This is a genomic window from Streptomyces sp. WZ-12, assembly GCF_028898845.1.
Taxonomy (GTDB): Bacteria; Actinomycetota; Actinomycetes; order Streptomycetales; family Streptomycetaceae; genus Streptomyces.
The window spans coordinates 1,679,677-1,705,724 of the sequence record NZ_CP118574.1; the positions used below are offsets into that span (position 1 = coordinate 1,679,677).

Here is a 26,048-nt window from a genome sequence, read left to right on the forward strand (position 1 = left end):
CGGCGCAGTGTCGCCGCCGGTTGCACGCGTGTCATGACCGATCTTGTGTGTCGTGCTGGACTCTGGGCTCCGGGCCGGTGGGCGTGGTGCTTCCTCAGGGGCCGTAATGGGCCTGGGCCGCCCATTGGTTCGGTTGCGAGGGGGCGTTGGCCCGGAGGGTGCGGATGGTCTGGTGGAGGGCGTGGGCGGGGGTGGGGTGGGGGCTGGTGTGGAAGAGGCGGGCGGTGTGGGTGGCGGTGGTGTCCGTTACGGGCCACAGGGGCGCGACGACCTGGGTGAAGCCGGCGAGGTGCATGGCGGCACCGAGGTGGACGGCCTCGTCGGCGAGGCGGTCGGGGCCGGTGGTGGTACAGGTCGAGAGGTAGCAGAACTCGGCGTCGGTGAGGCGGAGTCGGGATATCTCGGAGAGGGTGAGCGGCTGGTCGTGGAGGATCAGGTGGTCGATGTGGGGGTGGGTCGGATCGGCGACCGCACGGCCGGCGAAGTGGAGGTGGTTGGCGGCCGGGAGGGCCGCCAACAGCCTTGTGTGGGTGGCTTCTTCGTCGTCCAGCAGGACGGTGTCGGGGCCGTAGTGCAGGGCGGCGTCCTGGGCCTGTGTCGGGGCGCCCGGCAAGGGGGCGAAGCCGGGGGTGCGGGGCAGTGCCACCACCAGGGGTGCGAGCCGGTGCGGCCGTGCGCCTCGGCGGGAGGCGGCGCGGACGGCCGCGGCGAGTGCCGCGACGGTCGGGGTGTAGGAGAGGACCGCCCGGTCGAGGAGGGTGCGGGTGCCGTCCGGGTCGGTGTGGTGGCCGGCGGCGTGCAGTGGGAGCAGGGCCAGGGGACCGGTGGCGGAGAGCCAGATGCGGGGCAGTTGGGAGGCGCCGGCGCGGTCGTCGGGGGTGTGGTGGTCGGGAGTGCGGGCGAGGTGGTCGAGGGCGGGGGCGGCCGTGGTGTCCCAGAGCCATTCCAGGGTTGCGCGGAGGTACGCCTGAGCTGCGTGGCGCGCGGCGGGTGCGGCGTCGGGGCTCTCGGCGGTGCGCCATGCCTCGGCGAAGCGTGCGGCGCGGGTCTGCGCCTCGTCGTACGAAAGGGCGGGGAGCGGTACGGCGGTCACTCCGCTGCTGGTGAGGATCAGCGCGTCGCAGCGCAGCGGGCTGGTGTTGACGGTCACCACCGGGCCGCCGGCGGCCGCCGGGCGGAGTGCGGCGAGCCGCGGCGGCCTGCGGAAGCCGTCCAGGCCGGGCAGGTGCCGGATCTCGGCGAGCAACGCGCCCCACTGCTCGGCCAGTTGGTGGCGTCGGTCGGATGCGGCGGGGACGGTGGCGAGGGCGATGCGCAGCTCCGCCAATCGGGCCGCGAGCTGCGGGGCGGTGGCTCGGAGGGTCTCGTCCTCGCCGTGAAATCCGAGGGCGCTGGTGAGCAGGGTGCCGCGGGCTCGTTCGAGGACTTCCAGGGCGCGGGCGGGGGCGTCGGGGCCGCCGGCGGTGAGGACGGCCGCCGCTGCGTCGGCGGCCAGGCCCCGGGCGTGCCCGTTCAGTTGGGTCTCCGAGGTGCTGCCGTGTAGTTGGTGGGGCACCACCTGGGGCAGCGGCGCGACGGCCCGGGCGTACGCCGCGGCGGCCTCCTGGTGGCGGCCGGTGGCGGTGGCCAACTCCGCCAATGTCCGGTGCAGCCGGATCAGTTCGTGCGGAGCTCCGGTGGCGTTGCGGGCGGCGGTCTCGGCGAAGGTGTGTGCCTCCCCCAGGAGCTTGGTCTCCGGTGCGTCGCCGTCGGTGTGTCGTTGACGCTCCAGGAGGGCGGCGGTCAGGTGGGCCAGCATGCCCGAGCGGACGCCGTGGGCGGGGCGGGCGGTCTCAATGGCCTCACGTAGCAGGGCGATCGCCTCGTCGAGGGCTTCCGGGCGGCCGGTCCGGCGGGCCCGCTCGCACAGACTGCGGGCGAGGTCGCGGAGGTGGCCGGGCCGCTGCGGGTCGTCGGCCCCACTCGCCGCCACCGCTTCGCGGTGGACCGTGATCGCCTCGCGCAGCAGTGGAGGTTCGGCGGGCCGTTGGTCGGCCGGGGCGGGGGCGGAGTGGGCGGAGTGGTCGGGGCGATCGAGTTGGTCGAAGGGGCCGACCTGCTCGGAGGGATCGGGGTGGTCCGAGCCGTGGGGATGGTCGAAGTGGTCGGCCTGGTCGGGGTGGTCGTCGTAGTGGGGGTCGGCGCAGTGGTCGTGGAGGGCATTGCCCAGGCGGCTGAGGGCGTTCGCCAGGGCGGTGGAGTTGCCGCCGCGGGCCCGTCGTTCCTCGGCGGCCTGACGGTACAGCGCGATGGCGTCGTGCAGTACGTCCGCCAGCCCGGTGCGCCGGTATTCGGCGTGCAGCACCTCCGCGTGCTGGTCGAGGACCCCGTCGCGGCCCGGGGTGGGGAGCGGTTGGGGCTCGCCGCGGACCAGTTGCACGGCCTCGTCCAGTGCGGCTCCGTCACCGGTGGCCCGGTGGCGCTTCACCAACAGGCCGGCCAGGCGGGCCCGGTGAGGCGTAGCGTCCGGGGATTCGGCGGGGGCGGCCCGGACGGCACCGCGGCAGGCGTCGATCGCCGCGTGAAGATCGGCGATGGCGCCGGTGACGTCGTGGCGCAGCGACAGGTGCAGGCCGAAGGTGTCCAGCCGGGCCGCCAACCACTCGCCGTCCGGCGGGGTGTGTCGGAGGGCTTCCCGGCCGCGGTCGATCGCCTCGTCGAGGTCCTGGCGCTCGTGGGTGTGCCGGTAGTGGTCACCGATCACCCGGGCGTGGTGGGCGACCGCGTCGGCCCAGTGCGCTCCGCCGGCGGGGATGAGCAGCAGCAACTCGCGGCCGAGGCGGACGGCTTCGGCCAGTGCGGCGGCGTCGCCCGTCTCGCGGTGCGCCGTCTGGAGGGTGACCGTCAACAGGCGCAAGGACCGTACCCGGTCCGGGCGATGGCGTGGTGTCAGGCCGAGGAAGGGGCGGAGGGCCTCGGCGTCCTGGTATGGCCGACCGCCGTGTGGATCGAGCCCGCGGGCGGCCGTGACGAACTCCTGGGACAGTTCCTCGCGTCGCCGCAGGCCGGCGAGCACCTGGCGGCGCACCTCCCGTGACACCCGGGGACCGTTCAGGCGGCGCCCGGACCGCAGCGCCTCCAGCACCGCGGCGGCCTCGGACGGCACCGCGTCCCGCTCCCGGGCGTAGACGTGGGCCAACGGCCTTAGGGACGCCTCCCGTTCGGCGTGGTACGCGCCCTCGGCGCCGGCGACGTGCTGGAGCCAGCGGGCCACACCGATGGCGTGCAGGGCCGCGAGGTCCGGCCAGTTGGTGTCGGCCGTGGTGATCACCAGCCGGGTGATCGAGCCCTGTCGCTCCAGCAACCGGAGCTCGGCGAGGTCGCCGGTGTCGCGGACGGCGGCGATGGCTCGCCGCACCGCGATGAGCAGCCGGTCCCGTGAACCGTCCCGCGAGGAGTCCCTCGCCGGGTCCCGTGAAAGCTCTCGCATGACGCCCCCGTTGGACCGAGAAGGCGGTGGCCGATACTCACCCCCGCGGAGCCGCACGGCGCTCCCCCTACCGCACGGTCCCTGCGGACTCCCTAGGCAGCCCAGCATAGGACTCATCGGGCCGGCAGCACATGCCTTCCGCAGCACCGAGGGGCGGTGGCGAAGAATCCGCGCGGCGGCCGTCGTTGCCCATCTCAGCGCGCCGCGCCAGGAACTCGGGCGGCGCGGGACGCGGGGCGCCGTCGGCGGCTCACCCGCTCGGTTCCGGACACAGCCGTGGCCATGGCGGCGGAGGCGGGCGACGCTGTGGCTGCGGGTGCAGGTGCGGAAACGGCTGTGGTTGTGGTTGTGGTTGTGGTGACGGTGGCAGTTGCGCTTGCGGTCGTGGCTGAGGCGGGTGGTACGGCTGCTCGGCCGTACGGGCGGGAGTCGGTTGGCTTCGATCACGACTCAACCGTGCCCGGCGAGGCTGGTCGGTCGCGTCAACCCGTGGTTCGCACTTGGCGGGCTCGTCGGCTCAATCCCAGGTATGAGGCTGGTCTCCCGGTACCAAGGTGTCGGGGTGAGGGCGGACCCGGGCGTGAGGATGGTCTCTCAATTGACCTGCCAGCGAGTCGAGTTAGGGGTGTCAGCCGGCTCATGCCGCGGTGGCGTGGCCGGTCCGTGGGGCCGTCGACGGGCAGTGCGGGCGCCCGGGCCGGGCCGGCTGCCCGCGCAGGTCCGACAGCCGGGCCAGGAGTTGATCGCGGACCGCGGCCAGCTCGTCGATGCGGCTCTGGAGCAGGGCAAGCCGCTGCTCGAAGACCTCGATCTTGGGGTTGGGGTCGGCGCACGCGTGCGAACCGGTCAACTCGTCGCGCAGGCAACCGTTGAGCAGCCGCAGGTCGTCGGTCGTCAGGCCGGCGGCCAGTAGCAGTCGGATGTTCGCCACCACCCGCACGGCGCCCTCGCCGTAGCTGCGGTAGCCGTTGGTCGAGCGGTCGGGGCGGAGTAGGCCCTGCTCCTCGTAGTAGCGCAGCGCCCGGGTGGTGGTGCCAGTGGTGCGGGCGAGTTCCCCGATGCGCATGGTGTTCTCTCTTCTGGTGGCTGGTGTCCAGAGGGAGCGTAAACCTTGCCGTCGACGTGAAGGTCAAGTCGGGTGACGGTGAAGCCGGGCCGTGGTCATGCCGAGTCATCGTCAAGCCGGGGCGTCGTCAACCCGGGGCGTCGTCGAGGGGGGCTCGTCGAGTGAGAGCTCGTCGAGGGGCGTGAGGACGACGACCGGGACGGGGCGTCCGGCGCGCTCCCGGAAGGTGGCGAACTGCGGGTCGGCCGCGACCTGTCGCTCCCAGAGGCGGGCCCGGTCGGCCCCGGTGGCCTCGGTCGCGCGGGCCCGGTAGATACGGGTGCCGACCTCCACGGTGACCTCGGGATGGGCGATCAGGTTCCGGTACCAGGCCGGCGGGGTGGTCGCACCCCCGTTGGAGGCGAAGACGGCGAGCCGCCCCGGGCCGTCGGTCAGATGGCAGACCGGCGTGGTGCGCGGCCGGCCGGTCCTGGCCCCCCGAGTGGTCAGCAGGAGCAGCGGCCGCCCCGCGAACGGGCCGCCGACCGCGCCCCCGTTGGCGCGGAACTCCGCGATGACCCGACGGTTGACCTCGTTGTCACCCGAGGCGAGTGAGTTGCCGTGCGGTCCCCTCCGGGTGCCGTGCGACTGCCGGCCGGTTTCGTGCGACGACTGCTCGGTGTCATGCGGCTTCCACCCGGCTCCCTTCCCATGCGGTTCCTCCGTGTAGGTGCCGTGGTTCTTGTCCATGGTGGCGCCCTCCTGCTTGTCGCGTCGGCTGATGCCGCTTGCGCTGGTGGTGGTTGTGGGTTGTGGGTTGGTGGTGATGGATTAGTGGTCATGCGCTGGTGGTGGATTGGTGACTGCGAGCTGGTGGCTCTGGGGGGTGCTGCGTCGCGGCGGACACCGCGTTGCCCAGGGCGAACAGCGTCAGCAACATGGCCAGGAGGGTCCGTCGGCGGACCCTGGTGGTGGCCAGCGCCAGCAGCGGCCCGCCGACGACCACGGTCAATGCGAAAGCGCTGACCAACAGGCCGGCCATGGACAGGGAGGTACCGGCATCCGCCGCGAGCTCCGGCAGGATTCCGGCGATCATGATCTCGCCGGTACCGAGGGTGAAGGCACACAGCGTCAACACGGTCAACGCTCCCGTGTGGCGACGCTCCGTCGGGCACTCCGTGGGAGAGCTCGATATGCCCGAGGAGTTCGAGGAGTTCGGCCTGTCCCAGGCCCTGGGGGCGTCCGAGGTGTTCATGGGTACCACCCTCGACGTTCACGCCGAGGTGAAGGTCAAGTCGCCCCCTCTCCGCCCCCACCCGCATGTGACTGGCACCGGCCGTCCGCCCCACTGCCCACCGACGCATGCACGTCTTCCTGACCATCGACCGGCTCGTGCTCCGTCCGTTCACCGGCACCGAGGCCGACCTCGACCTGGTGTGGAAGTCGACGGCGACCCGGAGATCATGCGGTACCTCACCGGAGGCCATCCGAGGACGCGGGAGGAGATCCGGGCCGAGTCCTTCGAGCGGATGCCGCCGGACGGCTTCTGGGCCACTCAACTGCGCGCCACCGGCGCATTCCTGGGCTGGCACTGCCTCAGTCCGGTCGAGGACAGCCCGATCGAGGCCAGGCAGGTCATGGCCAGGCAGGTCAAGAACGGTCAGGTCATGGCCAGGCGGGTCAAGGGCAACCTGATCAGGGACAGTCCGGTGAGCTCCGCCGGTCGGTCTGGGCTACCGGCTGCGCGGGGCCGCCTGGGGCAAGGGGCGCGCCACCGAGGGCGCGCTCGCCCTCGTCCGGAGGGGCCTCGGCGAGCTGGGGTACGACCGGATCGTCGCGGACACCATGTTCGTCAACGCACGCTCTCCTGCCCCCAATTCCCCACCGTGCCACACCCATTGACGAAAGGTATGGACCAATCTACGGTGTGCGCACCACCCCCCGATCCACTCCCGATTCACCCCCGAGCCCCCCCCAATCCCCCCGATTCCCCGCCCTGATTCCCCGTCACTGACGCTGACGCATTCCGTCAGGGCGCGAAGGGAGCCCCGCATGACCGGTCGGACAGCGCGTCTGCTGAGAAGCGGACTGGCGGCCGTGTGCCTCCTGCCGATGCTGGGTGCCGCGGCCCCCACCGCGGCCCCCGCCACCGCCGCGCCCCGCGACGACACCTGCGCCGTCAAGCCGAAGCCCGACGGCAAGGTCCTCCAGGGGTACTGGGAGAACTGGGACGGCGCGGCGAACGGCGTTCACCCGCCGTTCGGTTGGACGCCGATCACCGACCCGCAGATCGGCGCCCACGGCTACAACGTCCTCAACGCCGCTTTCCCCGTGATCAGTTCGGACGGCACCGCCCTCTGGGAGGACGGCATGGACGCGACGGTGAAGGTGCCGACGCCGGCCGCGATGTGCCAGGCCAAGAGCGCCGGCGCCACGATCCTGTTGTCCATCGGCGGCGCGACGGCCGGCATCGACCTCAACTCCTCGTCGGTCGCGGACCGTTTCGTGGCGACGATCGTGCCGATCCTGAAGAAGTACAACTTCGACGGCATCGACATCGACATCGAGACCGGTCTGTCCGGCAGCGGCGACATCAACCAACTCTCGCCCTCGCAGAGCAACTTGATCCGCATCATCGACGGCATCCTCGGCCAGATGCCGGCCGGCTTCGGCCTGACGATGGCCCCCGAGACCGCCTATGTCACCGGCGGCACCGTTACCTACGGCTCCATCTGGGGCGCATACCTGCCGATCATCAAAAAGTACGTCGACAACGGCCGCCTGTGGTGGCTGAACATGCAGTACTACAACGGCAGCATGTACGGGTGTTCCGGCGACTCGTACGAGGCGGGCACGGTCGAGGGCTTCACCAAGCAGACCGACTGCCTCGCCAACGGGCTGACCGTCCAGGGCACCACCATCACGGTCCCCTACGACAAGCAGGTGCCGGGCCTGCCCGCCCAACCGGGCGCGGGCGGCGGCTATCTGTCCCCGGACCTGGTCAGCCAGGCGTGGAACACCTACCACAACGGCCTGAAGGGCCTGATGACCTGGTCCCTCAACTGGGACGGCGCGAAGGGCTGGACCTTCGGCGACAACGTCAGGGCCGCCCAGGGCCGTTGAGCCACGGGCCCGTCACGCGAGGGAACTACGAGCGCCGGCGCGGTCCACCGCGCCGGCCACCGCCCTTGGTGCCGCCGCTGCCGCGCCGCGCGGTGCGGCCGCCGGCCGGCTTCCCCCGCGCAGCGCCACCCTGGGAGCCGGTCGGCTTCCCCTGGGCCTTGCCCGCGGTCTTCGCTTTGCCGGCGGCCTTGGCCCCGTCCGCAGACCGGGCCTTGTCCGTGGAGTCCGCGGTCGCGGACCGGCGGCCCCGGGTGCTGTTCACCGTCCGTCCGCGGACGATTCCGATGAAGTCCTCCACCTGGTCGGTGGTCCGGTCCTCGGGCCAGGACAGCGCGACCCGGGACTGGGGGGTGCCGGTGATCGGCCGGTAGGTGAGGTCCCGGCGGTGGTGCAACCGGGCCAGCGACTGCGGGACGATCAACAGGCCCACACCGGCCGCGACCAGTTCGATGGCGTCCGCGGTCGTGGCGGGGCGCTCGATCGCGGGCCGGCCCGGCGGGCGCTCCCACTCCAGGACGTCGTCGAGCGGGTGCAGCACCAGCTCGTCGGCGAGGTCGTCGACGGAGACCTCTTCGAACGCGGCCACCAGGTGGTCCTTGGGGACCACGACCACGGTCGTCTCGGTGTAGAGCGGGATGGCGCTCAGGTCCGTACGGTCGACCGGTAGGCGCAGGAAACCGGCGTCGGCGGCGCCCTCGCGCAGCGCCCCGGTCGCCTCGGCGGCCGACACCTGGACCAGGGTGAGGGGGATCTCCGGCAGGCGCTCGTTCCAGATCCGCACCCACTTGGCGGGTGTCACTCCCGGTACGTACGCGAGCCGGAACGAGAGGGGTGCTTCCGTGCCTGTCACCCCGCCAGGTTACCCGGCGTGGCCGGAGCCCGTGGTCAGCGGCGGCGTCCACGCTCGATACCCTGGAACCATGAAGTCGCACCAGACCACCCAGACGATGAAGCCCGCCACCGCGGCGAAGAAGCTGGGTGTGTACCTCCAGGCCACCCCCGCAGAGTTCCAGGAGGGCGTGGTCTCGCGCGCCGAGCTCAACGCGCTCCAGGCGGATCCGCCCGAGTGGCTGCGCGAGCTGCGGCGCAGCGGCCCGCACCCCCGCCCGGTGGTCGCGTCGAAGCTGGGCGTCTCCATCTCCGGCCTGGCCCGCGCCGGGATCACCGAGGCGCTCACCACAGAGCAGATCGACGCCCTCAAGGACGAGAACCCGGAGTGGCTCCAGAAGGAGCGCGCCACCCAGGCCGACGTCCGCAAGGAGGCGCTCCGCCTCAAGGAGAAGAAGCAGGCCCACGACGAGGCGTGAGCGCGCCGTTACGGCCGGCGGCGGCCCGCCCCGCGGGCCCAGCCGGCGGTGGCCCGTCCCGGCCCGTCCCATCGGCCCGTGGCGTTCCCGGACCCGCTCGGACCGCAACCTTCCGGATGAGGGGCGCATGACGACCACCACGACCGTGCCGGTACTCGTCTACGACGGCGACTGCAGCTTCTGCACCACCTCCGTGCGGTACGCCGAGCGGCATCTGCGGCCCCGCTGCACGATCACCGCCTGGCAGTTCGCGGACCTCGACGCGCTCGGGGTGACGGAACGGCGCGCGCTGCACGAGGTGTTGTGGATCACCCCGGCGGGCGTGGTCCACGGCGGCGCCCAGGCCGTCGCCAAGCTGCTGCTGAGCGCGGGCGGCCCGTGGTCCGTCGCGGGAGCCGTCCTCACCCTCCCGCCGGTGCGTTGGCTGGCCCACGGCGTCTACCGCCTCGTGGCGAACAACCGCCACCGCATGCCCGGCGGCACCGCGGCCTGCGCCCTGCCGGCCAACGGCCGTCCGGGCCAGGGGCGTTGAGGACCCAGCGCGTCGCGCCATAGGTCAGCACACCTCGCGTCACAGCTCAGCGCATCGCGCACGCGCATCGCAGCGCGGCACAGCACCTCGCAGGGTGCGGGCGCACACGCGCACCTGAACGTGCTTCACGTCAAGACGCACCGCGCACCCCACAAGGGTGCGCGGTGCGCCCATGAGCGGCCGGAAACCCACAAGCCTGCACCCCATGAACCGACGGCCCGGCCTCCGCTCACACGGACCCTCCGCCGTCAGCCCCGGTCCCCCACCACCCGCCGCTCCTCCCACTCCCGGACGAGGGCCTGCACGGCGGACACCGCTCGGGTCACCTGCCGGCTGTCCGTGCGGACCGAGTTGGCGAACTCGACGTGCAGGAACGGGACATGGCGGTCGGCGGCCGCCTGCCCCTGGACGTTGGTGGTGCCCTCCAGGGGGCAGGAGCGGACCCAGGCCCGGCAGACCCGGAAGGAGCGGTCGGTCAGGGCCCCCGCGAGGAGCCGGCCGTCGGCGCGGCCGACGCTCCCGGCGCCGGGTGAGGCGATGACGTCGTAGTCGGGGGCGGAGTCGTCGGCGAAGCCGTGCACCTGGACGCCGGGGAGGCCGCGGGCGGCCAGCTCGTCGCAGACGGCGTCGAAGACGGTGTCGCGGCGGTGGGCGACGTCCGCCGCGCCGTCCCGCCCGGCGTCGCGGTGCGCCCCGGCGATGACCAGGATTCCCCCGGGGGAGCTCAACAGCGCGCGGGCGCCCAGCACTTCGGTGTGCTGGTCGGCGACCGGGTGCGGCACCTGGACCGACCAGCGCACCGGCGCGGAGAGGTCGACGTAGACCCGGCCCCAGCCGCGGGGCGCGGGGATCCGGGTCGAGCGGTCGGCGATCTCCGCGTACTCGCGGCCCGTCGCCGCGTCGACGTGGACGGTCAACGCGTAGTCGACGGTGGCCAGTCGGCGGGTGGCCTCGGCGCGGCGGCCGTCGAGGACCAGTCCGACGGCCCCGGCCACCGTCCGCCGGTCGTCGCGGCTGGGCTGCTGATAGCCGGTGCGCGCGGAGAACGCGGCGGCGTAGGCGGCGATCCGGCGGTCGAGCCGGACCGTCGGGGGGCCGCTCGGCTCCGCCGTCGCGCCCGGTCGGGGCGTCCCGCTGTCATGCGGGGCGCGGCCGCCCGAACGGTCCGCACCGCAGCCGACGAGCGGGGCGAGCAGGGCGAACAGGACGGCCGACAGGGCGGCGAGGCGGGCGGGGGACTTCCGGTGCGCAGTCATCGCGGACCCACGATACGGGGGATCACTCCCAGGCCCGGATCTGCCCGGTTTGGCATTCTTCAACCGATTGATCCGGAGATCAAATTCACTTTTCTTGAGGAAGCCACAACTCTTTCTTTACCCTTCGGGTCGCACGTATCCGGATGCCCCACGGCACCTCCGGCGTTCCCTCCCCAACCGGCGGAGGGACGTGCGGAATCCGGATTCGTGAAAGGAGTACAGGGTGGCCGCTTCGCGTCCGAAGCGACGACACAAGGTCCGCCGGCGAGCAGACATGTCCCTCATCGGCGGGATACGTCCGCCGATCGCCGTGCTGTCGGCTCTGCTGTTGACCCTCGCGGGAATCACCGCGCTCGCCCTCGGCGCCCCGGAGAAGGTCCGGGTGCCGGAGGCCGTGCGCACCTCCCAGCAGTACGTCGCCGAGGACGCCGCCCTCGCGCTGCGCGCCTCGCTCGACGAGTCGATCACCGACCTCACCCGCACCGCCACCCTGTTCAACCAGGGCCCGCCGGCCTCGCCGGACGCCGTCCTGGACAAGGTCGGCAGCGTCTACCAGAAGTGGCGCGGCACGGCCGTCATCGAGATCCGGTCCGGCAAACTCCTGGGCGCACGCGGGGAGAACGTCCCGCTGGCCGCCATCGACCGGACCCGGCTCGACGGCCCGGACGGCCTCGCCCCACGCCTGGTGCGGCTGCCCAACGGCGAGTCCCGGCTGCTCACCCTCGCCCTGCTGTCCTGGGACGGCCGGCCGCAGCAGCTGCTGATCGGTGCCAGCAGCCTGAACGTGCCGGGCGTCAGCCTCGGCGCGCACCGCGCCATCGGCGTGGTGGCCGCCGACGGGCGGGTGGTCAGCAGCCGTGGTGCGCTCGGCACCACCGCGGAGCGGGACCGGCTGGCGTCGTTCGCCCAGACCGCGGCGGAGCGGGCGAAGCAGAACCCGCTCACGGCCAAGCAGCCCGGCGCGGGCGGTTATCCGGGCGTCAGCGGCCACCTCACCGCGGACGCCCCCGACGACCGGCAGACCGTCGCCGGCTACGCCTCGCTGGCCTCCGGCGCGCCGGACGACGCCACCGGCGCCGCCGGGCTCGGCCTGACCGTCGTCACCCAGGTCCGGGTCGCCGAGCCGGCCGGTCAACTCGCCGGTCCGGCCTTCGGCCTGGCCGCCGCCGGCGCCCTGCTGCTCATCGGTGCCCTCGCGGTGCTCCTGCTGCTCTCGACCGTCCAACGCCCGCTGATCCGGCTGTTCCTGGAGAGCCGCCGACTCACCCGGGGCGACCTGGAGCGCCCGGTGACGGTGCCGCGGTCCGGCGAGGCCGCGCGGATCGGCGCGGCGCTGGAACGGCTGCGCCGCCAACTGCGCGGCGCCCCGGCCGAGTCCACCGCCGAACCCGCGCCCCGCCGCCCCGGCCTCGGCGCCCGCGCCCTGCTCGCCGTCAGCGCCGTGCTGCTGCTGGCCTGGTCGGTGCCGCTGATGCTGCTGCTCAACCGGGCCGACAGCGGCGTCCACATTCCGACCCAGACCGTCCGCGACCAGAAGGCGCGCACCGCGACGCTCAGCGACCGCGTGCGCCGGGCCCTCAACGAGGGCCATGCCGATCTGACCGCCGTCGCCGCCCTGATGGGCGAGGACACCTCACCGGACGCCATGCGGACCGTCCTGGCCCGCACCGCCCACGACCACCAGCGCTACGAGTCGCTCGTGGTGCTCGGCCCGGACGGCAGGGTCCTCGCCCAGGCCGGCCACACGCCGCGCACCGCGCCGGGCAAGGGCCCGGCCAAGGAGCCGTTCCAGGTGAGCGGGCACGGCGGCACCAAGCCCGTCGTCACCGCCACCGCCGAGATCCCCGGCCGCCGCGGCACCGCCGTGGTGGGCGAGTTCCGCATCGACTTCCTCAACGGGCTGCTCGGCCGCCCGGGCCTCGGCGAGGTCCGCGCGGTCGACGCCCAGGGCCGCGTCATCGGCAGCAACACCGGCTACCGGGCCTTCCAGAAGCTCCCCGACCACCTCGCCCCGCTGCACGCCAAGAAGGAGACGTCCGCCGTCGTGCAGCGCGACGGCGGGCACGTCCGGGTCGCCGCGGCCGCCCCGTTCGCGGGCGGCGGCGCGGCCAAGGACCTCAACTGGACGGTGGTCAGCGCCCAGCCCGCGTCCGCGCTGGACATCCCCGAGTACGCGCGGCAGAACCGCACGGTCCTGGTGGGACTGCTCGGTGTCACCGCGGCGGCCGCCTGCCTGGGGTGGCTGCACATCGTCGTGGTCCGGCCGCTGCGTGCCCTGGCCGGGCTCGCCGAGCGCCTGGCGGACGGCGACCGCAAGACCGTGCTCTTCCCCCGTCACCACGACGAGGTGGGCGCCGTCACCCGCAGCCTGGAACTGATCCGCCAGCAGTTGCAGAACCAGCAACGCCCGCGCGAGGGCGCGCCCCGCGCCTCGGCCGAGGCCGGAAGGACCCCCTGACACCGTGCTTTTCCTCTACACCGTGCTCGTGGTGTGCGGTGCCGTACTGCTGATCGCCGGAGTGATCGAGCAGCGCCGGCACTTCGCCAACCTCGACCGCATCCCGTCCCGCGTGCTGGTCAACGGCATCCGCGGCAAGAGCTCCATCACCCGCCTGTGCGCGGGCGCCCTGCGCGGCGGGGAGCTGACCACCGTCGCCAAGACCACCGGCACCGCCGCCCGCTTCATCCACCCGGACGCCACCGAGGAGCCCGTCTACCGCAAGTTCGGCATCGCCAACGTCGTCGAGCAGATCGGCATCGTGCGGCGCGCCGCCGCCTACCGGCCGGACGCCCTGGTCATCGAGTGCATGGCGGTGATGCCCGCGCTCCAGGAGATCAACCAGTCCAAGCTGATCCGCTCCACGATCGGCGTGCTCTGCAACGTCCGGGAGGACCACCTCGCCGAGATGGGGCCGACCCTGGACGACGTGGCGCGTTCGCTGTGCCGTTCCATGCCGGAGAACGGGATCTGTGTGACGGCGGAGAAGGACCGTTACGCCATCCTCCAGGAGGAGGCCGACGCGCGGAACTGCCAACTGATCTACGCCGATCCGGACACCGTCACCGACGAGGAGCTGCGCGGCTTCAGCTGGTTCACCTTCAAGGAGAACGTCGCCATCGCGCTCGCCGTCGCCGAACTCCTCGGCGTGGAGCGGCGCACCGCGCTCCAGGGCATGTACGACGCGCCGCCGGACCCCGGCGTGCTCTCCGTGGAGCGGTACCGCACCCCCGAGGGCAAGAAGCTCCGGTTCGCCAACGTCTTCGCGGCCAACGACCCCGAGTCGACGCTGATGAACATCAACCAGCTGCTCGACCTCGGCGCCATCCACCGCCCGCTCAACGTGGTCATCAACTGCCGCCCGGACCGGGTCGAACGCAACGGCCAGATGGGCGAGTTGATCCCCGAACTCGACCCGGAGCGGGTCTTCGTCATCGGCCACCCGGCCAAGTCCGCCATCGACGCGATCCCGGCCGCCTTCCGGGACCGGGCGGTGGACCTCGGCGGGGACCGGCGCGATCCGGGGGAGTTCATGGGCCAGTTGCTGGACCGGCTCGGCCCCGACTCCTCGCTCGTCGCCATCGGCAACATCCACGGCCAGGGCGAACTGCTCCTGGAGCACCTCGCGGAGCTCGCCCCAGACGAGGAGCCCGCCGACCGCACCGACGGGGGCGCCACCGCGCCCGACGAGCCGGGACCGCGGTACGCCCCGCACCTCGACCCCTACCAGCACTACCCCCAGGCGCACGAGGAGCGGTACGCCGCCGCGCCCCACCGGCCCTCGCCCCCGGCCCCGGACGGACCCGAAGGGCTCGAACCTGCCCGGGTCCGGGGCCCGTTCGAGCCCCCGGCCCCGCCCGCGCGCCCCACCGACGACGCCCCGCAGTGGCACACCCCAGGAGAGCAGCACCGTTGATCCCCTCCGTCCTCACCCCCGAGATCGCCGCGATCGGCATCGCGATCGGGCTGCTCTTCTCCCTGATCTGCTATCTGACGACCAACCTCTCCCCCGGCGGCATGATCACCCCGGGCTGGCTGGCCCTCACCCTCGTCGAGGACCTCCAGCGCGCCGCGATGGTGCTCGGCGTCACCGTCCTCACCTACCTCGGCACGCTCCTGATGCAGCGGTACGTGATCCTCTACGGCAAGCGGCTGTTCGCCGCGGTCGTGCTGCTCGGCGTCACCCTCCAGGCGACCGTGATGATCGTGCTGTCCATGGAGTTCCCGCTGATGTACGCGAACCAGACCCTCGGCTTCATCGTGCCGGGCCTGATCGCCTACCAGTTGGTGCGCCAGCCCAAGGGCCCCACCCTCCTGGCCACCGGCTCGGTGACGCTGATGGCCTATGTCGTCCTCACCGCCGGAATCCTCCTCGGCGTCATGCCGTCCGCTTGACCCCTCCCCCGGAGCCCACCGCATGCCTCCCAAGAAGCGCCCCCTGCTGCACACCGCGACCGTCCTGACCCTCCTGGCCGGCAGCGCCTACCTCACCGTGGAACTGCGCGAGGACGAACAGGACAAGGCGCCGCGGGCCCAGGCCGTCACCGACACCCCGCTCAGCGGCTCCGCCGCCGGCGAGCAGCGCGGCCAGACCTGGGAACGCCTGAAGAACCCCGACCGCACCGTGTTGCGCGGCGCGGGCGGTCAGGTCCTGGCCACCTTCACCGACCGGTCCCGCACCGCCACCCTCAAGGGCCCCTCGCGCACCTTCAGCGAGTCCGAGAACACCGCGACCACGGTGGTCACCGAGGACTGGGTGCGTCTGATGCCCGAGGCGTGGCGCGCCGGCGCGGAGAAGGAACGCTGGTTCAAGGAGTGGTTCCGGCGGTACCACGACAGCCGGGAGGACGACCTCTTCGCCATCGCCTTCCAGTACATCACCGGAGCGCCCGCCAAGAAGGACGAGCGGGGCGTCGTGTACGCGGGCGACGCCAAGTTCGGTCCGGTCAACCCCGATCTGGCCAAGCACCGCGGCACGCCGCTGCTCGAACAGTCCGACTTCTTCGACTACTTGGGCATTCCGTACACCTTCCGCGACGGCACCGCCAGGAGTCCGGAGGCGGCCCGCTACCGCGCCGTCGACTGCTCCGGCTACATGCGGCTGATCTTCGGCTACCGGGCCCGCTACCCGCTGGCCCCCGCCGACGGCAAGGGCAACGGCCTGCCCCGCACCGCCAACGGGATGGGCCGCTCCCAACTGGGCGCCGAGATCATCCCGTTGTCCGGTCCGGCCCCCTGGTACGAGCGCCCGCAGAACATCGACGTGCTCCAGCCGGGAGACCTGGTCTTCTTCAAGATGGACCACCACACCGGCAACCGCCTGGACCACGTCGGCCTGTACCTGGGCCCCGACACCGAGGGCCACAAGGTCTTCCTCTCCAGCCGCAAGGAGGTCAACGGCCCGACCATCGGCGACAAGGGCGGCGTGTCCCGGCTCGACGGCAACGGCTTCTACGCCAAGCTCCTGCGCAACGCCAAGCGCCTCTGAGACCGGGGGCGTTGCGGCTCCCCAGGGGCCTAGCTGATGGAGTGCGGGGACAGCGCCGTGAACCAGAGCAGGACGACGGTGGCGACGCCCATGATCGGGGTCAGTATCTCCGTCTCCACCTTGTTGCCGCTGTGCTTGATGAGGACGATCTCGTAGCGCGTCTTCAGCGGCCACAGCCACGGCGCGCCCATCTTCGTGATCGAGTCGCCGAGCAGGTGGGCCAGGCAGCCGAGCCCGATCGCGTACGGCAGCCAACCGGGCGCCGACGGGATGAACTTGGCGATGACACCGGTCCCTATTCCGGCCATGGCGACGATCGTCGCCCAAGCGGAGAAACCGTGGCCGGGCGGGCAGAGGTTGAGCGCGCGCACGGCGAGGGCCAGCAGGAAGAAGGTCATGCCCAGGGTGAAGGGTCGGCCCAGGTACGTCACACCGGCCCAGCTACCGAAGGTCATCAGCACCACGAAGAACAGCGAGTGGGTGGCGTGGCGGTGCCCGCCGGAGATCCAGGCCACGAACCGGCACAGGATCTTGGACACCGGGCCGAGGAAGTTGGCGATGGTGCCGTCGTGGTGGTCCAGGTCGGGCAGGAGCGCGGCGCCAGCGCACAGCACGGTGCCCATCAGGATTTCCTGGGGCATCAGATGGGTGTGCATCAGCAGCGGTGGCAGGAACGGCGTGGTGCCCGCGAAGAGCAGCGCGCCGCTCACCGCATGCGAATGACCCATCATGGTGCGTCGTCCTCCCCGTATGTGGCGCGTCGTTGACGCGCCCTCAGCCACGGCGGAGACGGTACCAGCGCGATCACGGCGGTGGCGCCACAGGGCGGCGAAGCGCGACCGCGGGTCGTTACCCCTCCCCGCCCCGTTCAATCCCGACGGGCACTTGTCCCATCTCACCATCCGCATACTGGACGACATCCGGCGCGCCGCGGCCCCGCCCCGTAAGGTGACCGGTGCAGCTGGTTCGCCCCGTCCGCCAGGCGGGAGGCGTCGCAAGAGGGAACCCGGTGAGAATCCGGGACTGCCCCGCAGCGGTGAGCGGGAACGACCGCCGTCATACGCACTGGACCCACCCGGGTCTGGGAAGCGACGGCCACTAGGAGCCTCGTACGACACGAGGCGCGCCCGCGAGTCCGAAGACCTGCCAACTGCCCGCGTGCGGACGACCCGTGCGCGGTATCCCGGTGACCTTCGAGGGCGGGTCGGGAGCACCCCGGACACTGCCCGGGGAGCAGGCACCAGACGGTGCCCGTGTCGCGCGCCGTGGCCTGCGCCGCGCCATACGGGTCGCCGCGTCCGGTGCGTCCCGTCACCCTTCGCGCTCTCGTCCCGTCCCCGGGATCTCAGGGATTCATCTCGCGAAGGAGATCTCCGTGACCACCAAGTCCGCAGCCGCGGCAGCACGGGCCACCGTGTACGGCTACCCGCGCCAGGGCCGGCACCGGGAACTGAAGAAGGCCGTCGAGGGCTACTGGAAGGGCCGGGTCACCGCGGACGCGCTGCGCGCCACCGCCGCGGAACTGCGCCGCACCACCTGGCAGGAGCTGGCCGGGGCCGGCATCGACGAGGTCCCGACGGGCGACTTCTCGTACTACGACCACGTCCTGGACGCCAGCGTCATGGTCGGCGCGGTCCCCGAGCGCCACCGCGCGGCCGTCGCCGCCGACCCCCTGGACGGCTACTTCGCCATGGCCCGCGGCACCCAGGACGCCGCGCCCCTGGAGATGACCAAGTGGTTCGACACCAACTACCACTACCTGGTCCCCGAGTTGGGTCCGGACACCGTCTTCTCGGCCGACTCCACCCAGCAGGTCACGGAATTCGAGGAGGCCCTCGCCCTGGGCCTGACCGCCCGGCCGGTCCTCCTCGGCCCGGTCAGCTACCTCCTGCTCGCCAAGCCGGCCCCCGGCGTGGCCGAGGGTTTCGACCCGCTCACCCTCCTCGACCGACTGCTGCCGGTGTACGCCGAGGTCCTCGCGGACCTGCGCGCGGCCGGCGCGGAGTGGGTGCAGCTCGATGAGCCCGCCCTGGTCCAGGACCGCACCCCGGCTCAACTGGACGCCGCGGAGCGCGCCTACCGCTCCCTGGGCGCCCTCGCCGACCGGCCCAGGCTGCTGGTCGCCTCGTACTTCGACCGGCTCGGCGACGCCCTCCCGGTGCTGGCCAAGGCCCCGGTCGACGGGCTCGCGCTGGACTTCACGGAGGCGGCCGCCGGCAACCTCGACGCCCTCGCCGCCGTCGGCGGCCTGCCCGGCAAGCGCCTGGTCGCCGGCGTCGTCAACGGCCGCAACATCTGGGTGAACGACCTGGAGCGGTCGCTGTCCGTGCTCGGCACCCTGCTGGGGCTGGCCGACCGGGTCGACGTGGCCGCCTCCTGCTCGCTGCTGCACGTCCCGCTCGACGCGTCGCTGGAGCGGGACATCGAGCCGCAGATCCGGCGCTGGCTCGCCTTCGCCCGCCAGAAGACCGCCGAGCTCGTCACCCTCGCCAAGGGCCTGACCCGCGGTACCGACGCCATCGCCAGCGAACTGGCCGCCAACCGCGCCGACTTGGCGTCCCGGGCCAGCTCCCCGATCACCCACGACCAAGCGGTGCGGGGCCGCACCACCGCGGTCACCGAGGCCGACGCGCGCCGCTCCCAGCCGTACCCGGAGCGGGCCGCCGCGCAGCGCGCCCACCTCGGCCTGCCGCTGCTGCCGACCACCACCATCGGCTCCTTCCCGCAGACCGGCGAACTGCGGGCCGCCCGCGCCGACCTGCGCGCCGGCCGCATCGACACCGCCGGCTACGAGGAGCGCATCAAGGACGAGATCCGCGAGGTCATCGCCTTCCAGGAGAAGACCGGGCTGGACGTCCTGGTGCACGGCGAGCCCGAACGCAACGACATGGTCCAGTACTTCGCCGAGCAGCTCACCGGCTACCTCGCCACCCGGCACGGCTGGGTCCAGTCCTACGGCACCCGCTACGTCCGCCCGCCGATCCTGGCCGGCGACATCTCCCGCCCCGAGCCCATGACGGTCCGGTGGACGACCTACGCCCAGTCGCTCACCGAGCGCCCGGTCAAGGGCATGCTCACCGGCCCGGTCACCATGCTCGCCTGGTCCTTCGTCCGCGACGACCAGCCACTGGGCGAGACCGCGCGCCAGGTCGCCCTCGCCCTGCGCGACGAGGTGCGCGACCTGGAGGCCGCCGGCACCTCCGTCATCCAGGTCGACGAGCCCGCGCTGCGCGAGACCCTGCCGCTGCGCACCGCCGACCGCCCCGCCTATCTGGACTGGGCCACCGAGGCGTTCCGCCTCACCACCGCCGGGGTGCGCCCGGACACCCAGATCCACACCCACATGTGCTACGCCGAGTTCGGCGACATCGTGCAGGCCATCGACGACCTCGACGCCGACGTCATCAGCCTGGAGGCGACCCGCTCCCACATGCAGGTCGCCCGCGAACTCGCCGCCCACGGCTACCCGCGCGAGGCCGGCCCCGGGGTGTACGACATCCACTCGCCCCGGGTGCCGAGCACGGAGGAGGCGGCGGACCTGCTCCGCATCGGCCTGCGGGCCATCCCCGCCGAACGCCTCTGGGTCAACCCCGACTGCGGCCTGAAGACCCGCGACTGGCCCGAGGTCCGCTCCGCCCTCGAACACCTCGTCACCGCGGCCCGCGCGGTACGCGCCGAGCTGTAGACCGCACCCGCCGAAGGACGCGGAACAACGCGCCCGCCCCGGCCAAGCCGGCCGGGGCGGGCGCGCCTCCCGTCCGACGTCATGTCGCCCCCTTGAGGGGGGAGTTGGCATCCAGCGGGAGTGACGTGTGCGTGGGGTGGTCGATCAGGAAGTGGGGCCGCTCCAGTAGGCGTCGTCCCACTCCGACGCGTCCGGCGTGAACTCGACCTCCATCCGGTCGGCCGCGTCGGCCGGCAGCGAGAAGGCGTACTTGCCGACGGCCTCCTTGCCGGGGAGGAGGTACCCGGTGATGACCTTCTGCCGCCCGCTGCCGTCGATCACCAGCTCCGCCGACGCGCCCTTCGCGTCGTTGACGTCGGGCAGCCCGGTGTCGACGGAGACCCGCTTGCTGCTGGTGTTGACCACGGTGACGGTGACCTGGACGGCCTTGTTCCCCTTGGCGTGCCCGTGGGCGAACGCGTCCGGCTCGAACGGCTCGGGCTTGGCGACCGTGACCTTCAGCCCGTTCTCGAAGGTGTACGGCTCACCGAAGGACAGATGCCGGGCCTTCTCCTCGGCGGCCGCCGACTCCTCGGCCGCCTTCTTCTGGGCGCGCTGCTCGGTCTTGACCTCCTTGATGTGCGTACGGGCCTCATCCACCAGCACGACGGTGAGCAGCAGGCTCGCCACCGCCATGACGAGACCGATGATGCCGAGGACGAGGCCGGCGACCGACATGCCCTTGTTGGTCACCCGGCCGGAGCGCGCCCGGCTCAGCCCGACGCCGCCGAAGATCACGGCCAACACCGCCGGCACCCAGGACATCCAGAACAGGAAGATGAACACCCCGAGGACGCACCCCACCAGGCCGAGTACCAGAGCCGCGACGCCCATGCCGTTGCTGGGCTGCGCCACCCCGACCGCCGGCGCATAGGGCGCCCGCGGCGGCTCATGGGCGACGCCCTCCGCGCTCGGCGGGGCCCACGGGTCGCGGTCCGGCGACGATGGTTCCCCGGATGCGGGACCGCCGGGAGAGACGGGCGTGGTCATGCAGATTCCTTCAGCCAGGTCAGTTCAGGTCAGCTCAGGTCACCTCATTCGGTGAATTTCCGACCCTACCAGGAGTTTTACTCTTTCATTACTTCTCATTCGGCTTCCGCCCAACTCCCCTGCGCTCCTTGGATGTTGCTCACCCACCAAGGCAGTCGAGCGCCCCCTCACCCTCCCCCTCACTTCACCTGCGCGGCGATGATCCGTGCGCACTCCATGGACTCGGCGCGCGCGGTGTCCACCTCCAGGTCGTAGACCACGCCCCGGTGCACCATCTCCGCCTGGGACGTGGCCATCCCGATGATCCGGTCACCCCGCGCCACCTCGCGGCCGGCGGCAACCGCACCGTCACACCTGACGCCCACCCACAGCACCCGCAGCTCCCCCAGCACCTTCTGCCACCGCCGTTGGGAATCCGCTCCCCCGAGAAGGACCTCATCGAGAATGATCCGGGCGCCCGCCCGAGCCATCGCGGCGACCCCCTCGGCCCAGGCCGCCTCCAACGCCCGGAACTCCGGCCCGACGACCACCCCGCCGTCCGGCGCGAACGCGATGCCACCGCTCGCCGCCCGCATCGACGCGGGCACCGCCGCCACCAGCGCATCCGTCCCGAGCGCCAACCACGGTTCCGGCAACACCGCCTGCAGACACCGCACGATCCCGGACTTCCCCGAGCTGGAACCACCGTTGAGCACGATCACCTGAGTCAGCACGGCGCCACGGTAGTAGGCGGCACGGCGCCACCGAAACGGATTTCCTCCGGCCCAGGGGCGCGCACCCCACCCGCCAACCCGCCCGGCATGACGGCGGCGAGGCGCGCGCCAACGGCCGAATCCGCGTGTCTGACGGCGCCCAGCGACGCGTCAACTGGCCGCGGTGAGCGCGTAGTACAGCGCGTACGCAATCGCGGGAAGCGTGCCGACCGGGCCCGTGCATGAGCGCCGGCCGACCCGACACGGCAACGGACTGTCGCGCCCGTTCCCTTGAGGGCGCGTTTACCGGGCGCTGTTGGGGACGAGCGACCCGTCGGAGGTGGCGGGCAGGCGTCGGCCGTAGAGAGCTTGGCCCGTGTGTGCCGGGGTGTTGTTGAGGTCCGCGTGGATCTTGCGGGCGAGGTCTTCTATCACCTTCACGCTGGCGGGCATGCTGGCGTGGTCCGAGGTCAGGACCGCGATTCCGTAGTCATAGTCGCCTCCGGTGAACGCGCCGATGCTGTGCACCCGCCAGCCGCCACCGGTGCGCTGAAGCCAGCCGTTCTTCACGTGGACCTGCGCTCCGCTGGGCGCGCCGGCCGGAACGCCCCAACGCTGATCGGGAATCACCTGGCTCATCAGGTCCAGCGCGTAGGCCCGGGAGTCGTCGTTGAGGACGGAATTCGTGGCGGTGAGCAGTGCCATCAGCGTGAGCTGGTCGGCGGCGTTGATCTGGGTCAGGCCCCAGTAGCCGTCGGGGTCGGGAACGGTGTGCTGCATGCCCGCCAGGCGCACGAACTCCTGGATGCGGGCGAGGCCGAGCTGCTTCCACAGAGTGGTGGTGGAGTCGTTGTCCGACCTCGTGATCATTTTTGTGGCGAGGGTGCGCTCGACCTCGGTCAGGTCGCGGTGCTCGTCCTGGGCCTGGCGCAGCAGCGCGCCCAGCACGATGACCTTGACGACGCTGGCCGAGTCGTACTGCCGGCCGGCGTCGTACGTGCAACTGGTCTTGGTGGTGCGGTCGTATAAGGCGAGCGAGGTGTGCCCGTTGGCGTCGGGGGAGTTCACCAGGGTGCCGATGTCCTCGGTGAGCCGGTCGGCGAGCCCGGACTTGGCGGAGGTGCAGACGACTTGGGGTGCCGTCCGGCCGTTCGCGGAGGCCGAGGCCGCGCTCGCCGGGGTGGCGGCCACAGCGATCGGGGCGGTCACCGCGATGAGCGCCGTCACGGCCAGGGAACGCCGCACACCGCGGGCAGGGGCGAATATTCGGTGGGACAAGACGGGTATGCCTTTCGATTCCTCGTCGCGAGGGGCCCATCAACTGCCGTGGCCGAGAGGCCCCTCGACCAGTACGTCATGATCATCAAGCGCGATTCACTCTACGACGCCATCCGCCGTTCACGCGTTGGGAGAATTCCGTGCCGTACTGCCCCGGTCGGGCGCCGGTCCGCAGGTGGTGCGGCCGAGCGGGTCGGCGGGTACGGCGGTCCGCCAACTACCTTGCCAGGAAAGGGTGACGGGTCGCACCTCAGCGTACTCCCGGGCAGCGGCGACGCCGGCGACGTGGCGAACCACCCGGCGCACCGGAAGTCGAACGACCTCCCGCCCGGTCTGGACCGCACCCCGCTCGGCCGGATCACGGCCGACCTACGGCCGCGGCCCGTGCACCGACGTCGCCGAGCCGGGCAAGGCGGCGGGTGCCTGGGAGATGGTCAACGACGAACGCCACGTCAAGCAGGGTGACTGGGCCGAGGGCGACGACAAGGGTCGGTGTGCCGACGACGCGTACCTCGCCGGCGTCGCCATGACCTGGCGGCGCCCCAACGAGGCCGCCCCGCGGCCCTGTTGTGCCGCTCCCGCACCTGACCCGCCCCGCACCGCACGGTCGCGCTCCCACTCGCGCAGGCACCACTCGACGAACGCCGCGATGCTCGGGTCCACTCGCCCCTGCCGATCCGCCACCGCCGCCGTGCAGAAGAACCGGACCTCAAGGCGGCTCGCGGCCGAGTGCAGCTGGTTGGCGGAGGCGTCCGGGGGCGGCACCTCCCGGTCCGGGATGTCCGTCGTGTCGCCGGTGAAGTAGGCGCGCGCGGCGAGGTTGGGGTACATGTCGACGAGGTGGTCCCCGATGGGGAGGCGGCTGTGCTCCGCGGCCGTCTTGCCCTCCTCGAAGTCGTCGAGGCCGCGCAGGACCAGCTCCCGGTCCATGGTGAACCGGCCGAGCATCGTGCGGGCCATGGCGCGGCCGATGAGGGCGATGGCGCGGAAGTCGTGGTCCTCGGGGAGGGTGTCGACCAGGGCCTCGATCTTCGGCAGGACGCCGCGGAGCCGCTCGACGTCCTCGGTCTGACCGGCGGTCTGGACCTCGGACACCAGGTCCGTCACGTCCGCCATGACCGCGAGGCCGTCGGCCATGGGGAACGAGCCGCCCGACTTGCGCCGGAAGTAGTCGCTGATCGTCCGGGCGTGCGCGAGGCCGGCCTCCTGGTCCCCAAGGGTGCCGCCGGCGCCCTCGCTCACGTTGAGCAGCATGGCCATCATCCCTTCGAGGGCGTCCCTGTCCGGCATGCCGTCCGGAAAGCCGTCCAGCGCCTGCCGCAACCGCCCGAGCTGGTGGTCGAGCGCAGCGGGGTCGCCTCCGCCGGTGTGGTCCACGAAGTCGATGGACGTGGTGTTGACGGCCTGCAGTGCGGCGAGCATCCGGCGGAACTCGTCGGGGGTGGGCAGGCCCGGGGTGTCGGCTCCGGCGGAAGCCGTGCCGGAGGGGTTCGGGGCGTCCGGGGTGGGCCGGGCGTCGCTCGTGGCCTGCCCGCTACCGGACGCCGTACCCGAGCCACTCGGTGCACCCGCGCCGCCGGACAGCGTCGACAGCAAGTCCGTCATCCTCTGCCGCAGTTGCTCGGCGCCCGGAGGGCCGTTGTCGGGCAGGAAGCCCGCGAACAGGTCGGCGATGCCGTCCGCCGAGGGGTGGGCATGGAGTTCGCGGAGCTGTCGCAACTGCCCCAGGAACACCGGCGGCAGCGGGAGCTCGGCCGCCTCGATGACCAACTCCTGCACTTCGGCGGCGAGAAGGGCCATCCCGCTCTGCCCCTCCCGCCGCACCATGTCGAACACGGCGGTGATGTCCGGCTCCGGCGAGAGCCCGCCCAACATCTCCTGGAACGGCATCAGGTGCGTCAGCCGGAACAGCGCGGCCCACCGCCGGTCCTCGGCACAGACCGCGGCTCCGCACTCCGTCGCCGGGTCCCGAGCGTCCCGTATCAGCCTGTGTGCCCGCTCCCGGTCCTCGGGCGTCCCGCCCCCGGCGGCGTGCCGCAGGGTGAGGGCGCCGCCGAGCCACACCGTCACCGCACTGCGAAGCTCCGGGTCGTGGTCCAACAGGCGGGAGAGTGCGTCGAGTTCGGCGATCGTGTCGTCGTGGACGCGGGAGGGTCTGGCGACGGTCTCCAACTCCGGCAACAACGCCTTCGCCCGCCCGATGGCCTCCCCGGCCCAGGCCCGCAGCGCCCGAACGCCACCGCTCTCCTCTTCTTCCCCCACCGATACTCCTCACGTCCTGGGGCCTCAACGACCCCTCCACAGCCCCATCATGACGACACGTCACCTCTCATGACGTCCGGTCGCCGAGATTGCGCGGCCGACGCCCGATCAACAGCCGGAACTCGCCCGGGAAGCGCCCGGATCGGCGCGGGAGGGGCCTGAGCCGGTGCCAGGCGGGCCCGGTCGGGCAGCTCCCGAAGCCCCCAGATCCGCCCGCATCCCGCGCCGCAGGTCCCGCAGTCGTTCCCACAGCGCATCGACCTCCCCCCGGACGGTGTCGAGCGAGTCGCCCGGCCGAGGGCTGCCCTCATCCAGGCGTCGGAGTCGGCCGTAGAGCGTGCCGAGCGCGTGGGTGACCTCACCGGCCAGGGCGAGTACGGGGTCGGGCAGCCGCATCTGGGCCTCCGCGTACACGTCCCGGTGCAGATCCCGCGCCTCGGTCAGTCGTTGCCGTGCCACGCGCGGATCCTCGGTGCGGCTCAGGGCGTGGAACTGGTCGGTGAGGGCGGCCAGATACTGCCGCGTGGCGGTGTTGAGGGCGACGTAACAGGCGCGCCGCTCCTCGGTTTCCCGCGCCCGCGCCCGCTCGGCCCGTTCCTGCTCACGCCGCCGACTGCGCTCGGCCGCCCGCTGGGTGAGCAGGGCCGACAGCAAGGTCCCCACCACCCCGACGGCCGCCACCACCGGCGCACCCGCACCATTGACATCCATCGCTCTCACCCCCATACCGCCGCACCCCTCCAGCGAACTCGTGCGACCCCCCTCTGGGAACCCCCCACCCGAGACCCGCCCGACCTTCGCCCGCCCCCCGCCCACAGCACAGCCACCGCACGACGCACCCGACGTCACCCACCACACCCGGCCAGCGGAAGGCGGCGGCCCGC

Annotated in this window: 21 protein-coding genes and 1 riboswitch; of the genes, 9 read left to right on the forward strand and 12 right to left on the reverse strand. The window is 72.4% G+C overall.

Features of this window, described 5'->3' with window-relative positions; translation table 11 throughout:
• Positions 1 to 94: 94 nt before the first annotated feature.
• The 4 genes from PV796_RS07185 to PV796_RS07200 all read right to left on the reverse strand — a co-directional run bounded on the left by PV796_RS07185 (position 95) and on the right by PV796_RS07200 (position 5,652).
• Entirely contained in the window at positions 95 to 3,469 is a 3,375-nt protein-coding gene (locus PV796_RS07185; RefSeq protein WP_274912080.1) for a CHAT domain-containing protein, read from the reverse strand.
• A gap of 637 nt (positions 3,470 to 4,106) precedes the next feature.
• Complete coding sequence (locus PV796_RS07190; RefSeq protein ID WP_274912081.1) at positions 4,107 to 4,535, reverse strand: MerR family transcriptional regulator; 429 nt, start codon at positions 4,533 to 4,535, stop codon at positions 4,107 to 4,109.
• A gap of 111 nt (positions 4,536 to 4,646) precedes the next feature.
• Positions 4,647 to 5,264: a nitroreductase family deazaflavin-dependent oxidoreductase gene (locus tag PV796_RS07195; RefSeq protein ID WP_274912082.1), complete on the reverse strand. Its 618-nt coding sequence runs from the start codon at positions 5,262 to 5,264 to the stop codon at positions 4,647 to 4,649.
• Between the two features lie 88 nt (positions 5,265 to 5,352).
• Entirely contained in the window at positions 5,353 to 5,652 is a 300-nt protein-coding gene (locus tag PV796_RS07200) for an MFS transporter (protein WP_274912083.1), read from the reverse strand.
• A gap of 590 nt (positions 5,653 to 6,242) precedes the next feature.
• On the opposite strand from PV796_RS07200, the gene PV796_RS07205 reads away from it, so the two are divergent.
• Entirely contained in the window at positions 6,243 to 6,416 is a 174-nt protein-coding gene (locus PV796_RS07205; RefSeq protein ID WP_342456957.1) for a GNAT family N-acetyltransferase, read from the forward strand.
• Between the two features lie 150 nt (positions 6,417 to 6,566).
• Positions 6,567 to 7,637, forward strand: a complete 1,071-nt coding sequence (locus tag PV796_RS07210; RefSeq protein WP_274912084.1) for a chitinase — start codon at positions 6,567 to 6,569, stop codon at positions 7,635 to 7,637.
• A gap of 25 nt (positions 7,638 to 7,662) precedes the next feature.
• Here PV796_RS07210 and PV796_RS07215 read toward each other — a convergent pair whose 3' ends face one another.
• Entirely contained in the window at positions 7,663 to 8,487 is an 825-nt protein-coding gene (locus tag PV796_RS07215; protein WP_274912085.1) for a LysR family substrate-binding domain-containing protein, read from the reverse strand.
• Positions 8,488 to 8,557: 70 nt separating this feature from the next.
• Between PV796_RS07215 and PV796_RS07220 the strand changes: the two genes are divergently transcribed.
• Both PV796_RS07220 and PV796_RS07225 read left to right on the forward strand, forming a co-directional pair.
• On the forward strand, positions 8,558 to 8,944 hold the full coding sequence (locus tag PV796_RS07220; RefSeq protein WP_274912086.1) for a DUF5997 family protein: 387 nt from the start codon (positions 8,558 to 8,560) through the stop codon (positions 8,942 to 8,944).
• 127 nt (positions 8,945 to 9,071) lie between these two features.
• Positions 9,072 to 9,476: a thiol-disulfide oxidoreductase DCC family protein gene (locus PV796_RS07225; protein WP_274912087.1), complete on the forward strand. Its 405-nt coding sequence runs from the start codon at positions 9,072 to 9,074 to the stop codon at positions 9,474 to 9,476.
• Positions 9,477 to 9,724: 248 nt separating this feature from the next.
• On the opposite strand, the gene PV796_RS07230 is transcribed toward PV796_RS07225, so the two are convergent.
• Positions 9,725 to 10,732: a hypothetical protein gene (locus PV796_RS07230; RefSeq protein WP_274912088.1), complete on the reverse strand. Its 1,008-nt coding sequence runs from the start codon at positions 10,730 to 10,732 to the stop codon at positions 9,725 to 9,727.
• 274 nt (positions 10,733 to 11,006) lie between these two features.
• Between PV796_RS07230 and PV796_RS07235 the strand changes: the two genes are divergently transcribed.
• Genes PV796_RS07235 through PV796_RS07250 form a run of 4 tightly spaced genes read left to right on the forward strand, consistent with a single transcriptional unit; the run spans position 11,007 to position 16,218 of the window.
• The gene (locus PV796_RS07235) at positions 11,007 to 13,190 is read left to right on the forward strand and encodes a HAMP domain-containing protein (protein ID WP_274918895.1); all 2,184 of its coding nucleotides are present in this window, start codon (positions 11,007 to 11,009) and stop codon (positions 13,188 to 13,190) included.
• Positions 13,191 to 13,194: 4 nt separating this feature from the next.
• Positions 13,195 to 14,646 (forward strand): poly-gamma-glutamate synthase PgsB, encoded by a 1,452-nt coding sequence (pgsB, locus tag PV796_RS07240; RefSeq protein WP_274912089.1) that lies wholly within the window; start codon positions 13,195 to 13,197, stop codon positions 14,644 to 14,646.
• Positions 14,643 to 15,125: a poly-gamma-glutamate biosynthesis protein PgsC/CapC gene (locus tag PV796_RS07245; RefSeq protein ID WP_274912090.1), complete on the forward strand. Its 483-nt coding sequence runs from the start codon at positions 14,643 to 14,645 to the stop codon at positions 15,123 to 15,125. The genes pgsB and PV796_RS07245 overlap by 4 nt, the downstream gene beginning before the upstream one ends.
• Before the next feature lie 22 nt (positions 15,126 to 15,147).
• A complete protein-coding gene (locus PV796_RS07250; RefSeq protein WP_274912091.1) occupies positions 15,148 to 16,218 on the forward strand; it encodes an NlpC/P60 family protein in 1,071 nt (356 codons plus the stop codon).
• Positions 16,219 to 16,247: 29 nt separating this feature from the next.
• Here the strand turns inward: PV796_RS07250 and PV796_RS07255 are convergent, their stop codons facing one another.
• Complete coding sequence (locus tag PV796_RS07255) at positions 16,248 to 16,949, reverse strand: metal-dependent hydrolase (protein WP_274912092.1); 702 nt, start codon at positions 16,947 to 16,949, stop codon at positions 16,248 to 16,250.
• Between the two features lie 214 nt (positions 16,950 to 17,163).
• A riboswitch (cobalamin riboswitch) is annotated at positions 17,164 to 17,383 on the forward strand.
• 210 nt (positions 17,384 to 17,593) lie between these two features.
• On the opposite strand from PV796_RS07255, the gene metE reads away from it, so the two are divergent.
• Positions 17,594 to 19,903 (forward strand): 5-methyltetrahydropteroyltriglutamate--homocysteine S-methyltransferase, encoded by a 2,310-nt coding sequence (metE, locus tag PV796_RS07260; protein ID WP_274912093.1) that lies wholly within the window; start codon positions 17,594 to 17,596, stop codon positions 19,901 to 19,903.
• Between the two features lie 144 nt (positions 19,904 to 20,047).
• Here the strand turns inward: metE and PV796_RS07265 are convergent, their stop codons facing one another.
• From PV796_RS07265 to PV796_RS07285, 5 genes are all read right to left on the reverse strand, one after another.
• On the reverse strand, positions 20,048 to 20,932 hold the full coding sequence (locus tag PV796_RS07265) for a DUF4190 domain-containing protein (RefSeq protein ID WP_274912094.1): 885 nt from the start codon (positions 20,930 to 20,932) through the stop codon (positions 20,048 to 20,050).
• Positions 20,933 to 21,111: 179 nt separating this feature from the next.
• The gene (gene cpt / locus PV796_RS07270; protein ID WP_274912095.1) at positions 21,112 to 21,645 is read right to left on the reverse strand and encodes a chloramphenicol phosphotransferase CPT; all 534 of its coding nucleotides are present in this window, start codon (positions 21,643 to 21,645) and stop codon (positions 21,112 to 21,114) included.
• A 282-nt stretch (positions 21,646 to 21,927) separates the two neighbouring features.
• On the reverse strand, positions 21,928 to 22,902 hold the full coding sequence (locus tag PV796_RS07275; RefSeq protein WP_274912096.1) for a serine hydrolase: 975 nt from the start codon (positions 22,900 to 22,902) through the stop codon (positions 21,928 to 21,930).
• 369 nt (positions 22,903 to 23,271) lie between these two features.
• Entirely contained in the window at positions 23,272 to 25,164 is a 1,893-nt protein-coding gene (locus PV796_RS07280; RefSeq protein ID WP_274912097.1) for a hypothetical protein, read from the reverse strand.
• A gap of 108 nt (positions 25,165 to 25,272) precedes the next feature.
• Positions 25,273 to 25,875 carry a hypothetical protein gene (locus PV796_RS07285; RefSeq protein ID WP_274912098.1) on the reverse strand — a complete coding sequence of 201 codons (603 nt, stop codon included), beginning with the start codon at positions 25,873 to 25,875 and terminating at the stop codon, positions 25,273 to 25,275.
• Positions 25,876 to 26,048 lie beyond the last annotated feature (173 nt).